The sequence below is a fragment of the Vibrio sp. 10N.247.311.12 genome (assembly GCF_041467515.1).
GTDB lineage: Bacteria > Pseudomonadota > Gammaproteobacteria > Enterobacterales > Vibrionaceae > Vibrio > Vibrio crassostreae_C.
The window spans coordinates 39,665-53,463 of record NZ_JBFSUV010000027.1; the positions used below are offsets into that span (position 1 = coordinate 39,665).

Below are 13,799 nucleotides of genomic sequence, written 5' to 3' on the forward strand. Positions count from 1 at the left end.
TTAAAGTTTTGCAGTAATGTTGTTAAGAAGATCATCGTGTACATCTTTATCGATTGTACGCTCAAGGATTTTCTCAGCACCAGCTATAGCCAGAGTTGCGACTTGTTTGCGCAGGTCATCACGGGCACGTGTACGCTCTGCTTCAATTTCTGCTTCCGCTTGCGCTAAGATTTTCTGGCGTTCTGCCTGAGCTTCTTCGCGTGCTTCATCAATAATTTGAGCTTTACGTTTGTTTGCCTGATCAATAACCTCAGTTGCAGTGCGCTTTGCTTCTTTCATTTGCTCAGAAGCGTTGGCTTGTGCCAGGTTCAAGTCTTTAGCAGCGCGTTCAGCGGCTACAAGACCGTCAGCAATTTTTTTCTGACGCTCTTCAATTGCTTGCATGATTGGTGGCCATACATATTTCATGCAGAACCAAACAAACATAGAAAAAGCAATTGCTTGACCTAACAGAGTTGCGTTCATATTCACAACAGCTACCCCTCGTTAAGAATCAACTACAAAAATTTAATTAACTAATTAACAGTTAATTAGCCTGCTAGTTGACCAACAAATGGGTTAGCAAACGTGAATAGTAGTGCGATTACGATACCGATCATTGGAACAGCATCCAGTAGACCAGCGATGATGAACATCTTAACTTGTAGCATTGGAGCCATTTCAGGTTGACGCGCAGCGCCTTCTAGGAATTTACCACCAAGAATAGCAAAACCAATTGCAGTACCTACGGCACAAAGACCAACAATAATAGCAACAGCGATTGCTGAAAAACTTAGTACAGTTTCCATTTACGTTCTCCGATTAACATTAATAGTTAGAATAAAACTTAAAAATTTTTAGTGATCGCCATCTTCATGGGCCATTGATAAATAAACAATTGTTAACATCATGAAAACAAATGCTTGAATCAAAATAACCAAGATATGGAAGATAGCCCAAGGTAGAGAGCCTACCCATTGTAAATACCACGGTAGCATTGCCGCACAAAGAATGAATACAACCTCACCTGCGAACATGTTACCGAATAGACGCATACCAAGTGATAGAGGCTTCGCGAGTAGCGATACCACTTCAATCAGTAGGTTAAACGGGATCATGATTGGGTGATTAAATGGATGTAAAGCAAGTTCTTTGGCGAATCCACCTAAGCCTTTTACTTTGATGCTGTAGTAGATCATCAGAGCAAAAACACCTAAGGCCATTGACATGGTTATATTAACATCAGCTGAAGGAACCACTTTCAAATAAGGGATACCTAGCCAATGCTCCGCAGGATATGGTAAGAAATCGATAGGCACTAAGTCCATCAAGTTCATTAAAATAATCCAGCAGAATATAGTCAGTGCTAATGGAGCAATCAGAGGGTTGCGGCCATGGAAAGTGTCTTTAACGTTGCCATCAACGAATTCAACTACCATTTCAACAAAACACTGAAGCTTACCAGGTACACCTACTGTTGCTTTCTTAGCGACTGAGCGAAAAACCCAAAGGAATAACATCCCTGTCAACACCGAAAAAAACAGACTGTCTATATGTACGTTCCAGAAACTTGTCTCCTCTACAAGACCAAACTTAGCTAAAGAAAGGTTTTGTAAGTGGTGCTCAATGTATCCGGATGCTGTTGGCGCAGCCATAACTCATCCTATTTTTTATTGTTAATGAAAAGCACTGGCGCAAAGATATTAATACCTAGAACCAGTAAATAGGTCAGTTTGAGGGGAATTAATTCCACCTGCATATACATGTAGACAATAGAGAATAGTAGAACTGTGATAAGGATCTTTAGTGCTTCACCTGCATAGAACGACGCCGCAACTAACTTAGTTGCGCGAGCTCCACAAAATAGGAAAGCACACACACAAAAAACCACATTCGCGATGACAAAAATACCGCCACCAACCAATGCAGCAAAACCCCAATCAGGATTAACAGCTAAACCTAACCCTATCGCCACTAATATAACCGCGCTAAGCTCGATCAATAACATTTGCTTTGCAAGCACTCGTCCTGGTCTTGCTAACGCCGCTACCATGTATTCGTTCCTCTTTAAGCCCACTTTACCACTCGCTTAAAAGCGTGCTGAGAAATTGGCGAAAATTATACGTTCAGCCAAATTGATTGCAATAAGAATGCAGCAATCATTTACATTTCTGTATACAAACCGACAACTTTTGTAAGAAATTACTTGTTTATTACATAATTGACCTAAATCAATTATCTCATTTAGTACTCTAGTTTAGCAATAAGTTGCTCTAATTTGTGAGGCTCATCAAGAGTAATTGTCACTTTTGACTTACCGCTAACAGAACGAGTAACTGAAACGTTTGCTTGCAATTTTTCCGTGAGTCTTCGTGAAAGTTCGATGGCCTCAGTGTCTTCGGGCTTCGATTCCGCTTCAACGTCTGGTTTTAAGCACTTTTTGACAAGTTGCTCAGTTTGACGCACGGTCATTTTTTTGGTTGCTGCAGTATTCGCTGCCTCAACCTGGGTAACACCTTCAAGCGCAAGCAGTGCTCTAGCATGCCCCATTTCTAGTTGTTTACTGGAAACTAAACCTTTTACTTCATTTTCGAGCTGATTTAGACGTAATAAGTTACTAACGGTAGCTCTGGATTTACCAATCACATCGGCGACCTGCTGATGTGTCAGTGAAAACTCGTTCTGCAAGCGCTCTAGCGCTTGTGATTCTTCGATAACATTCAGATCTTCACGTTGAATGTTCTCGATCAATGCCATCGCAATCGCGGCCTTGTCTTCTACTCTCTTGATCAAGCATGGAACTTGTTTAAGACCAGCTTCACGAGCCGCTCTCCAACGACGTTCACCTGCAATAATCTCAAACTGGTCGTGCGCCAATGGGCGAACTACGATCGGTTGGATAATGCCTTGAGATTGAATTGATGCTGCCAGCTCTTCTAGCGCTTCAGGCGCAATATCCTTACGCGGTTGATATACACCAGGCTTCAAGCAACCAACAGCCAGTTCAATAAGCTCACCATCAGCCGACAACGCCTGACTATGAGAAGCAACTTGCTGTTTTTCACGAGCCAATGAGCTAGTTGCAAGCAATGCATCTAGCCCTTTTCCTAAACCACGCTTAGACATTGAGCGAATTCCTTTGGTTGGACCTATACTGGGACTTCTTCACGACGCAACATTTCGCCAGCAAGAGCAAGGTAAGCCTTAGCTCCTGCGGAATATTTGTCGTAGTACATTGCTGGCTTGCCGTGACTCGGGGCTTCTGCCAGACGCACATTTCTAGGGATCACAGTTCGGTAGACTTTGCTACCAAAGTGTTTTTTGAGTTGATCAGATACTTCGTTCGATAAGCGGTTGCGAGGATCGTACATAGTACGCAGAAGACCTTCGATCTTCAGGTTCTCGTTTACAACAGCCGCTAGCTTACTGATGGTATCCATCAATGCAGTCAAACCTTCCAAAGCAAAGTATTCACATTGCATAGGAACCAATACGGAGTCGGCCGCAGCCATCGCGTTGATTGTAAGAAGGTTTAATGAGGGCGGGCAATCAATAAAGATAAAATCATAGTTATTGCGAATGGGTTCGAGTGCATTTTTTAAACGAACTTCACGAGCAAACACTTCCATCAGCTTGATTTCTGCCGCAGTAACATCACCGTTCGCGGCGATGAGGTCATAATTGCCAGATGTACTCCGGCAAACCACCTCATCAAATGGGGTGTCTTCAACCAACAAATCGTAAGCTGTTGCTTCGACTTGATACTTGTCGACACCGCTCGCCATAGTGGCATTACCTTGAGGATCGAGGTCAACAACCAATATCTTGCGTTTTGTTGCCGCCATTGATGCTGCTAAATTAATGCAAGTTGTTGTTTTTCCTACGCCACCCTTCTGGTTGGCAATTGCTACGATTCTACCCACTATGGCCTCGCTGATTATCCCTGACGCGATAAAGTAACTAGATGACGCTCTCCATCAAGCTCTGGCACTTGCAAAGCTTTAATGTCTGTCACTGAACACCATTCAGGTAACAGGTCGATTTCGTCTCTAGGATGTTGTCCCTTAAGAGCCAAAAATACACCGGATTGCTCTTTAGGTAAATGGTGACACCACTCTACCATGTCTGTCATTGACGCAAATGCACGACTGAGCACTGCATCAAACTTTTCTTCTGGTTGAAATTCTTCAACGCGACTTTGAACCGGTACCACGTTGTCGATACCCAGCTCATGAATCACCTGTTTGATAAAACGAATACGCTTACCTAGGCTGTCTAGCAAGTAAAACTCGCAGTCTGGATTCATGATTGAGAGCGGAATCCCAGGAAGACCAGGTCCCGTACCCACATCGATAAAGCGCTTACCTTGTAAGTGAGTGCTAACAATGATGCTATCTAAGATATGTTTCACCATCATTTCTTGTGGGTCACGAACTGATGTTAGGTTATAAGCTTTGTTCCACTTGTTCAGTAACTCAACGTAGCCAACCAACTGGCCACGTTGTTTTTCAGATACTTCAAGTTCAGTCTGGCCAATAAGGTGATCCAGTTTTTCGCGTAATGCGCTCATTATGCTTCCTCACCTTTTTTCAACAGGCCGTGTTTTTTCAAGTAAACCAACAGAATTGAGATTGCTGCAGGTGTGATACCTGAAATTCGCGAAGCAATACCAATTGAGTCAGGCTTAGCTGTCGTTAGTTTAAGAACCACTTCGTTAGAAAGTCCTTTTACCTTGCTGTAATCGATATCAGCAGGCAGTTTGGTGTTTTCATGACGCAGTGATTTTTCAATTTCGTCTTGTTGACGCTGAATGTAACCATCGTACTTCACTTGGATCTCAACTTGCTCAGACGCTTGTTGATCTTCCAGTGCAGGGCCAAAACGATCCAATGCCGTTAGTTGTGAATAAGTCATTTCAGGGCGACGAAGAAGATCTTCACCGCTCGCTTCACGAGACATTGGTGTTTTCAGAATTTGGTTCAGTTGATCAATATCTTCAGATTTTGGATTAATCCAAGTCTCTTTCAGACGTTGACGCTCCTTCTCCATGTTTTCCATCTTCTCGTTGAAACGAGCCCAACGAGCGTCATCAACAAGGCCAAGTTCACGCGACTTTTCAGTCAAGCGGATATCGGCGTTGTCTTCACGAAGCAGCAGACGGTATTCCGCGCGAGACGTAAACATGCGGTAAGGTTCTTTGGTACCCATGGTAGATAGGTCGTCGATAAGCACGCCCATGTAAGCTTGGTCACGACGTGGACTCCAGCCTTCTTTGCCTTGAGTAAACAAACTTGCATTCAGACCGGCCATCAAGCCTTGTGCAGCCGCTTCTTCATAGCCAGTGGTACCGTTGATTTGACCCGCAAAGAATAGACCTTTGATAAACTTAGTTTCGTAAGTCAGCTTAAGGTCGCGAGGATCAAAGAAATCGTACTCAATCGCATAGCCAGGGCGAACGATATGAGCATTTTCAAAGCCCTTCATCGAACGAACAATTTGAACCTGTACATCAAACGGCAGACTGGTAGAGATACCATTCGGGTATAGCTCGTGAGTCGTTAGACCTTCTGGCTCAATAAAAATTTGGTGACTGTTCTTGTCAGCAAAACGCATTACTTTGTCTTCAATCGAAGGGCAGTAACGAGGGCCAATGCCTTCAATCACACCCGCGTACATAGGGCTGCGATCAAGGTTGGCACGAATTACGTCATGCGTATTTTCATTGGTATGCGTGATGTAACATGGAATTTGACGAGGTTGTTGAGCTCGGCTGCCCATGAACGAGAAAACAGGCGTCGGGTTATCACCGTGCTGAACCTCAAGCTCAGAAAAATCAACGCTACGCGCATCGATACGAGGAGGAGTACCTGTTTTCAGGCGATCAACTCGGAATGGAAGATCACGAAGACGGTCAGCCAGTGCGATCGATGGTGGATCACCAGCACGGCCACCTGAAGAACTTTCCATACCAATATGGATCTTGCCGCCTAGGAATGTGCCCACAGTCAGAACCACAGCGCTTGCGCGGAACTTAAGGCCCATCTGCGTTACCACACCTACCACTTGATCCTGTTCAACGATCAAGTCATCAACCGACTGTTGGAACAAAGTCAGGTTTGGCGTGTTTTCAAGAACGTTACGAACAAAGGCTTTGTACAGTGCGCGGTCAGCTTGTGCACGAGTAGCACGAACCGCAGGGCCTTTTGATGCGTTCAATGTTCTGAACTGAATACCTGCATGATCAATAGCTTGCGCCATTAATCCACCCATTGCATCGACCTCTTTTACCAAGTGGCCCTTACCGATCCCGCCAATGGCTGGGTTACAAGACATTTGTCCTAGTGTATCGATATTATGAGTAAGTAATAACGTACTTTGACCAGTACGTGCAGATGCGAGTGCGGCTTCCGTTCCTGCATGGCCACCACCAACAACGATGACGTCAAATTTTTCGTGATAAAGCATGAACCGACCTCAGGTATTCAAACGTTTTCTAGATTGATAAAAAGGAGCGATATTCTACCTGTTTTCATAGCCTGAGAAAACGTTTTTGGGATTTTTCGAAAAAGCTGTTTTTAATTAATATAGATAAGATCTTTAAGGAGATCTTTTATTAGATCTATTATTAGGATCGAGGGTGTCTGTGGATAAGTCGGAAATGATCAACGAGATCATGGATCTTTTTTGGATCAAATGATGTGATCTAACTTTGATCAGGATGAGGATTAGCTGGGATCAAAATGGCTACTTATTCACAGGAGGAAATTAGCCTAAAACTTGTTATTTGGATAACTATAGGTTAATCACCGTATATGTATGATCTTATCCACAGCAGAAATTGAAAATAGATCGCTAATTTTCGATGTTTTTGAAAAAAGTTATTCACAATCACGATGTTCAGAGACAAAAAAAGCGGCATAAGCCGCTTTTTGAGAGAGGAGAGAGGTTAAAACTGGTCGCTATGATCGTTGAACCAAGCTTCTGCTGCGTCTTCTGGTACCGGAGTTTCCAATACATCGATGGTAAAACAGTCAGAAATAGGCTGAGCACCGAGCTCTTTCATCTGGCTGTGGACTGATTTTCCCGCCAAACAGAAGGTATCGTAACTCGAATCACCAAGCGCCACGACAGCAAAGCGAACCGGGCTTAAATCTGGAGATTGCTGGGTCAATGCGTCGATAAACGGCTTAATATTATCTGGAAATTCACCCGCACCATGAGTTGAAGTCACCAGCAACCAAAAGCCTTGTTGGGGAATATCATCGAATTCAGGCTGATTATGAAGGGTGATCTCGTGGCCTTGCTCTTCAAGAAGATCATTAAGGTGATCGCCAACGTACTCTGCACCACCTAAGGTGCTGCCTGTAATAATGTGGATCATTAAGCTGTCCTTACTAAAGAAAAAGGCCAGCATGAGCCGGCCTTTAAAGGTTATTTACCAATACAGAAAGAGGTGAAGATACGGCCGAGTAGGTCATCGGAACTGAATTCACCAGTAATCTCGTTAAGGTGTTGCTGCGTTATACGCAGTTCTTCTGCCAAGATTTCCCCTGCCATATAGCCTTCGAGCTGTTGCTGGCCAATATCTAGATGCTCAGATGCGCGTTCTAGGGCATCTAAGTGGCGACGACGTGCCATGAAGCCACCTTCATTGCCACCAGCAAAGCCCATGCAATCTTTTAAGTGATTACGTAGTGCATCAACGCCTTGTCCCGTCTTTGCTGATAGTCGAATCAGAGTTGGATCATTAACATGGCAAATCCCGAGATCTTCACCGGTTTGATCGGCTTTGTTACGAATCACGGTCATTCCGATGTTATTCGGCAGACGATCAACGAAATCTGGCCAGATATCTTTCGGGTCGGTTGCATCGGTAGTGGTGCCATCGACCATAAATAAAACGCGATCGGCTTGAGCAATTTCTTCCCAAGCGCGTTCAATACCGATTTTTTCGACTTCATCCGAGGCTTCACGCAGGCCTGCGGTATCAATAATGTGCAGTGGCATACCATCAATATGGATATGTTCACGAAGTACATCACGGGTTGTACCTGCAATATCAGTCACAATCGCGGAGTCTTTACCCGATAATGCATTCAGTAAGCTCGACTTACCGGCATTAGGACGACCTGCAATCACCACCTTCATGCCTTCACGCATGATGGCACCTTGATTGGCTTCTTGGCGAACCGCTTCGAGGTTGTCGATGATAGCTTGTAAGTCAGCACTTACTTTACCGTCAGCAAGGAAATCAATCTCTTCTTCTGGGAAGTCGATAGCGGCTTCAACATAGATGCGTAAGTGAATCAGAGAATCCACCAGCGTATTAATGCGTTTTGAAAACTCGCCTTGTAACGATTGCAGAGCTGATTTCGCCGCTTCTTCTGAACTGGCATCAATGAGGTCAGCAATCGCTTCTGCTTGGGTTAAATCCATCTTGTCGTTCAAGAAGGCACGCTCCGAGAACTCACCTGGGCGTGCTGCGCGTAGCCCTGGAATAGCGAGGATGCGCTTGATGAGCATATCCATTACCACAGGACCACCGTGGCCTTGCAGCTCTAAAACGTCTTCACCGGTAAACGAGTGCGGGTTAGGAAAGTAAAGCGCGATGCCTTGGTCTAGCTCTAAACCATCGTGAGATTTAAAAGGGGTGTACTCAGCGTAACGTGGTTTCAGTACTTTGCCGGTAACTTCAAGCGCAACTTGGGCTGCTTGTGGGCCTGAAACGCGAATAATACCGACGCCGCCACGGCCGGGTGCAGTCGCTTGAGCAACAATCGTATCTGTAGTCATAGTTGTGCCTGCTAGCATGTGAAAGCCAAAAAGGGGCGCTCACGATTAATCAATTAGCTGAATTGTAATCAGCTAAAAACAAAAAGGCGACCTTTTGGTCGCCTTTCTTTGTCTCTTTCTATTATCGAACTTACTTAGAATGTAAGCCTTTCTTTTCCAGCGCGCGGTAGATAAGCGTTTGCTGAATCAGAGTTACGATGTTCGATACTAGCCAGTATAGAACCAGACCTGAAGGGAAGAACAGGAAGAAGAATGTGAACATAACCGGCATAAAGGTCATGATCTTCTGCTGCATTGGATCCGTTACAGTTGTCGGGCTCATCTTCTGGATTAGGAACATTGAAGCACCCATCAGAAGTGGCAAGATGTAGTATGGGTCTTGTGCTGAAAGGTCAGTAATCCAACCGAAGAACGGTGAGTGACGCAGTTCAACAGACTCCATTAGTGCCCAGTATAGCGAAATGAAGATAGGCATTTGCAGAAGGATAGGTAAACAGCCACCTAGTGGGTTTACTTTCTCTTTCTTGTAAAGCTCCATCATTTCTTGGCTCATGCGTTGACGGTCGTCGCCGATACGCTCACGCATTGCAGTCAGCTTAGGCTGAAGCATACGCATTTTCGCCATAGACGTGTACTGAGCTTTCGTTAGTGGGTACATAGCACCACGAACGATGAAAGTTAGACAGATGATTGCCAGACCCCAGTTCACAACGATGCCTTGAATGAACGAAAGCAGAGTATGAAGTGGTTTAGCAATGAACCATAACCAACCGTAGTCAACTACTAGGTCTAGGTTAGGTGCAACAGCAGCCATTTGGTCTTGAAGTTTAGGACCAACCCAAAGCGTTGCTTTGAAGTTTGCTTCGTCGCCAGTAGCGATGGTTTTGTTCGGCATGCGAACACCGATGTCGCCAAGGTTACCAATTACACGAGTGTAAAGGTTGCTGCCTGCTTCGTCGCGTGGGATCCATGCACTTGCAAAGTAGTGCTGAATCATCGCTGCCCAACCTTGACCGTTTGCTAGGTTAAGAGACAGGTTGCGATCTTGCATGTCGTCGAAGCTGTATTTTTTGTAACGCGTATCTTCCGTAGAGTAAGCACCACCACGGTAAGTTGGCATTGTTAGGCTACCGCCGTCATCCATTACGTTCTGACGCAGGTGAGCGTACATGCCGAATGTCGCGTTGTTACCAGAGTTGTTGACTACATCGTATTCAACATCCATTGCGTAGCTGCCACGCTTAAGGATGAATGTTTTCGTGTAATCAAGGCCGTTCGCTTGGTAAGTCATCGGGATGCGTAGTTCATCCTGACCATCAGCAAGCGTGAAGCTGTCTGCTGAAACTGTGTAGCTTGGGCGGTTTGTGCTGCTTAAATCGATACCTTGAGGACCCACTAGACCGCTTTGTGCGATAAATTGGTGACCTGGTTCGTTTTTAAGAAGAACAAACGTATCTTCAGAATCGAACTCAGCAGAGTAATCGTTTAGGTTTGCTTTAACGACATCACCACCAACCGTATCAATTGACAGAGTCAGTACATCAGTTGTTACTGTGATAGTTTTAGCAGAAGAAGCAACTTGACCAGGAGCCGGGTCTAGATCATCTGCATAAGATGGCGCTGGTAGGGTGCTGCCAGATTGTGCCTGCTCAACCGCTTGTGGTGCTGGATTCTGAGCTACGTTCCATTGTTGGAACAGTAGGAAAGAAACCAAAGCCAATGCGATTAACAGGATATTACGTTGAGAATCCATCGTTATTTATCTCTGTCTTGTTTTTGGACTGGTGGAACGGGGTCAAAGCCCCCTTCGTTCAAAGGATGGCATTTTAATAGACGTTTGCCTGATAACCAACACCCTTTTACAAAACCGTGAGCTTTCAACGCTTCTATCGCATATAAAGAGCAGGTTGGAGTAAATCGGCAGCGTGGGCCGATGAGTGGACTAATAAACCATCTATAAAAATAGATGGGTATTAGCGCTATCCACGCGAAGGGCGAGACAGGCGAAGCCATAATTTGTCGAGTAGCTTGAACATTTCTTCATTGCTTAAATCTTGCGCGCTCTTCTTAGCGATTACAACAAAATCTTTGTTAGGAAGTTTGTGTTGAGTGTTACGAAAGCTTTCACGAGTAAGACGCTTGAATCGGTTACGACCCACGGCGGTTTTAATCTGCTTTTTCGGAACGGCTAATCCAAGACGAGGATTTGAAAGAGAGTTATTTCGGGCAATGATGGTGAAATGAGGGGAGCCAGCTCGATGAGCTTGCTTGAAGACATTTTGATAATGTTCGGGAGTTAACAAGCGTAACTCCCGACCGAAGGCTAGCTTATTCAAAATAATCAAAGATTACTTAGAAAGACGCTTACGGCCTTTTGCACGACGTGCATTGATTGTTGCGCGACCGTTCTTAGTAGCCATGCGAGCACGGAAACCGTGAGTACGCTTACGCTTTAGAACTGTAGGTTGAAAAGTGCGTTTCATTGTAATTACCTTACTGATCAGTAGTTTTAGGTTTTTGTTAAACCCGGCGTGGGCATTTTTTCTCTTCTTTATATAAGAAAGGAAAACCGACGCCTCTCAACAAAGAGGCGGAATTGTAATCACTGTCACAAAAAGTGTCAATGATTGGGTTAACTAAAATTCCGGTCGGGGGATTATACGTAGAATAACTAAAATCACAAGGATCCTTAGTCGATCCCAACCTTATTTAAGAATTTTTTTAATTTAGGATCCTGTGGATTACCAAAAATATCCTGTGGAGATCCCTGCTCGATAATATGACCGTCAGCCATGAAGATCACTCGGTCTGCGACCTCTCTCGCGAACTGCATTTCATGGGTAACCACCAGCATGGTTTGATGCTGATTTGCCAGTTTTTTCATTAGGTTAAGCACTTCGCCAACCCACTCAGGATCGAGCGCTGAAGTCGGCTCATCAAACAGTAAAAGCTCGGGTTGTAGTGCCATTGCACGGCCAATACCCACCCGTTGTTGCTGGCCACCAGAGAGCGCGGCTGGGTAGCTATCACCTTTGTCACCTAAGCCAATATCATCAAGTATTTGTTGTGCTTTTTCATGGGCTTGCTGTTTTTTCCAACCACGAACGGTAATTAAACCTTCAGCAATATTCTGTCTCGCGGTTTGGTGAGCGAACAGTGCATAGTTTTGGAACACAAAACCGGTCTTACGACGCAGTGCAAGCACCTCTGCCTTAGTGTGTTTCTGAGTATCAACCTTGATATCATCAATCGAAATCGTGCCTTGATCGGCTTGCTCTAGAAAATTCACACAACGCAGTAGGGTAGATTTACCCGTACCACTTGAACCTATGATGACAATTATCTCACCTTGTTTGATTTCTAGGTCGATCCCTTTCAAAACTTCGGTGTCACCAAACTGCTTGTGGATACTTTGTAATTTGATCATCGTACATACGCCTTATTCAGTTTCACTTCGGCCCAAATTTGAATACGAGTGAGGATAACCACCACGCCCCAGTAAATCAGTGCGACTGCTAAGAAAGCCTCGAAGAAGCGGAAACTTGAAGAAGCCTCCATCTGAGCTTTAGCCATGATTTCGGCGACACCTAGGGTGAAGGCAAGTGAAGTCGACTTGATCATATCGATGAAGTAGTTCATCAACGACGGCAGTGCCACGCGAGTTGCTTGCGGTAAGATCACTCGGCGCATCGCTTGGCTGGTTGTCATACCGACCGAAAGGCTGGCTTCCATCTGGCTGCGATCAATACCGATAATCGCGGCACGAATACTTTCTGCCATATACGCGGCAAAGTGCAGGGTTAAGCCAATCACAGCGGCGCTGAAGGCATCCAACCCAACCATCCACGGGAAGACTTGTGGTAAGCCGTAATAAAGGAGGAACAGCTGCACCAACAATGGTGTGCCTCGGAAGAAGCTAATGTACAGCTGGCTCAGTTGGTCGAGCACTGGGATTTTGAATACACGAATATTCGCCAGTATCAGAGACAGGATCAGAGCAAAGAACAAGCCCCAAGTCGCCATCTCCATCGTGGTGCCTAAATACTTCAGTAGTATCGGCAACAGCTCTAGCATGTAATTAAAGTCAAATCCCATAATCTATCTCGTATTTTTATTGGCAGTGTTGTTCTATATGTAAGTACTGTTCTATCAGGTTTTTTAATCAGTGCATAAAAGCAAAAAGCCCACCGCTGTATAAAGCAGTGGGCCTTGAATGGTGAAAGTGAGTAATTACTTCTGAGTAATGTCCGCACCAAACCATTTCTGAGAGATACTTTCTAGCGTACCATCTGCGCGCATTGCTGCTAATGCTTCATTTACTTCTGCTTGCAGTTTTTTGCCGTTATCGTTGTCGACGAAAGGCCAAGCGTTTTCAATTGTTTCGAATGGCTGACCCGCCAGTTGTAATGGTAGACCAGTCTTCTTGATAAGCTCTAGTGCTGATAGGCGATCCATTACGAATGCATCGGCGCGGCCCAGTGCCACATCATGTTCAATACCTGTATCGTAGGTTTTTACATTGATCTTGCCATCTTTGTCGTAACTGCGAAGCAGTTGTTCAAAGTTTGAGCCTAAGTTTACCGCAACTGTCTTGCCATCAAGGTCTTCGATGCCTTTAATGCTGTCATTACCTTTACGAACGGTAATTTGTGCGCCGTCTACTACGTATGGGTCTGCGAATAGGTATTTCGCTTTACGTGCATCCGTCATTGTAATTTGGTTTGAAATGGTATCGATGCGACCCGTTTCAAGAAGACCAAACAGACCAGAGAAGTTTGCCGTTACGTATTCAACCTTGTAATCGTTACGCTTACCGATCTCATCCCATAAATCCACTTCAAAACCCTGTAGTTGGTCTTGTTTAACGAACGTAAACGGGAAATAGCGACCAGACATGCCGACTTTAACTTCAGTCGCAGCTTGAACAGTAGCAGCAGAGAGTGCGATAGCCGCAATTGCAGCCTTAATCCAGTTATTCATTTGGTAACTCCTTATATTTATGGGTTTGGATGTTACTGGGAAAATGC

Annotated in this window: 17 protein-coding genes; all 17 read right to left on the minus strand. The window is 44.8% G+C overall.

Annotation, left to right across the window (positions count from 1 at the left end; all coding sequences use genetic code 11):
* Complete coding sequence (gene atpF, locus AB6E30_RS13225; protein WP_136977451.1) at positions 1–471, minus strand: F0F1 ATP synthase subunit B; 471 nt, start codon at positions 469–471, stop codon at positions 1–3.
* Positions 472–530: 59 nt separating this feature from the next.
* Positions 531–788, minus strand: a complete 258-nt coding sequence (gene atpE, locus AB6E30_RS13230) for a F0F1 ATP synthase subunit C (RefSeq protein WP_004411110.1) — start codon at positions 786–788, stop codon at positions 531–533.
* 48 nt (positions 789–836) lie between these two features.
* Positions 837–1,634, minus strand: a complete 798-nt coding sequence (gene atpB / locus AB6E30_RS13235; RefSeq protein ID WP_017058797.1) for a F0F1 ATP synthase subunit A — start codon at positions 1,632–1,634, stop codon at positions 837–839.
* An 8-nt stretch (positions 1,635–1,642) separates the two neighbouring features.
* Positions 1,643–2,032, minus strand: coding sequence for a F0F1 ATP synthase subunit I (locus AB6E30_RS13240; RefSeq protein ID WP_010433210.1), 390 nt, complete (start codon positions 2,030–2,032; stop codon positions 1,643–1,645).
* 191 nt (positions 2,033–2,223) lie between these two features.
* On the minus strand, positions 2,224–3,105 hold the full coding sequence (locus AB6E30_RS13245; RefSeq protein WP_372103878.1) for a ParB/RepB/Spo0J family partition protein: 882 nt from the start codon (positions 3,103–3,105) through the stop codon (positions 2,224–2,226).
* A gap of 23 nt (positions 3,106–3,128) precedes the next feature.
* Complete coding sequence (locus AB6E30_RS13250; RefSeq protein WP_029235097.1) at positions 3,129–3,902, minus strand: ParA family protein; 774 nt, start codon at positions 3,900–3,902, stop codon at positions 3,129–3,131.
* Between the two features lie 14 nt (positions 3,903–3,916).
* Entirely contained in the window at positions 3,917–4,549 is a 633-nt protein-coding gene (rsmG, locus tag AB6E30_RS13255) for a 16S rRNA (guanine(527)-N(7))-methyltransferase RsmG (protein WP_017058801.1), read from the minus strand.
* Positions 4,549–6,444: a tRNA uridine-5-carboxymethylaminomethyl(34) synthesis enzyme MnmG gene (gene mnmG / locus AB6E30_RS13260; protein WP_017058802.1), complete on the minus strand. Its 1,896-nt coding sequence runs from the start codon at positions 6,442–6,444 to the stop codon at positions 4,549–4,551. Before mnmG ends, rsmG begins: the two co-directional genes overlap by 1 nt.
* A 481-nt stretch (positions 6,445–6,925) precedes the next feature.
* The gene (mioC, locus tag AB6E30_RS13265) at positions 6,926–7,360 is read right to left on the minus strand and encodes an FMN-binding protein MioC (protein WP_017058804.1); all 435 of its coding nucleotides are present in this window, start codon (positions 7,358–7,360) and stop codon (positions 6,926–6,928) included.
* A 50-nt stretch (positions 7,361–7,410) separates the two neighbouring features.
* The gene (mnmE, locus tag AB6E30_RS13270; RefSeq protein WP_029235098.1) at positions 7,411–8,772 is read right to left on the minus strand and encodes a tRNA uridine-5-carboxymethylaminomethyl(34) synthesis GTPase MnmE; all 1,362 of its coding nucleotides are present in this window, start codon (positions 8,770–8,772) and stop codon (positions 7,411–7,413) included.
* A 130-nt stretch (positions 8,773–8,902) separates the two neighbouring features.
* A complete protein-coding gene (gene yidC, locus AB6E30_RS13275; RefSeq protein ID WP_017058806.1) occupies positions 8,903–10,525 on the minus strand; it encodes a membrane protein insertase YidC in 1,623 nt (540 codons plus the stop codon).
* 2 nt (positions 10,526–10,527) lie between these two features.
* Entirely contained in the window at positions 10,528–10,785 is a 258-nt protein-coding gene (gene yidD / locus AB6E30_RS13280) for a membrane protein insertion efficiency factor YidD (RefSeq protein ID WP_004735802.1), read from the minus strand.
* The gene (rnpA, locus tag AB6E30_RS13285) at positions 10,752–11,075 is read right to left on the minus strand and encodes a ribonuclease P protein component (RefSeq protein WP_017055478.1); all 324 of its coding nucleotides are present in this window, start codon (positions 11,073–11,075) and stop codon (positions 10,752–10,754) included. Before rnpA ends, yidD begins: the two co-directional genes overlap by 34 nt.
* 45 nt (positions 11,076–11,120) lie before the next feature.
* The gene (gene rpmH, locus AB6E30_RS13290; RefSeq protein WP_004735800.1) at positions 11,121–11,255 is read right to left on the minus strand and encodes a 50S ribosomal protein L34; all 135 of its coding nucleotides are present in this window, start codon (positions 11,253–11,255) and stop codon (positions 11,121–11,123) included.
* 206 nt (positions 11,256–11,461) lie between these two features.
* Positions 11,462–12,199, minus strand: a complete 738-nt coding sequence (locus tag AB6E30_RS13295) for an amino acid ABC transporter ATP-binding protein (RefSeq protein WP_017063027.1) — start codon at positions 12,197–12,199, stop codon at positions 11,462–11,464.
* Positions 12,196–12,867 carry an amino acid ABC transporter permease gene (locus AB6E30_RS13300; RefSeq protein ID WP_009848134.1) on the minus strand — a complete coding sequence of 224 codons (672 nt, stop codon included), beginning with the start codon at positions 12,865–12,867 and terminating at the stop codon, positions 12,196–12,198. Before AB6E30_RS13300 ends, AB6E30_RS13295 begins: the two co-directional genes overlap by 4 nt.
* A 135-nt stretch (positions 12,868–13,002) precedes the next feature.
* Positions 13,003–13,752, minus strand: coding sequence for an amino acid ABC transporter substrate-binding protein (locus tag AB6E30_RS13305; RefSeq protein ID WP_009848135.1), 750 nt, complete (start codon positions 13,750–13,752; stop codon positions 13,003–13,005).
* Positions 13,753–13,799 lie beyond the last annotated feature (47 nt).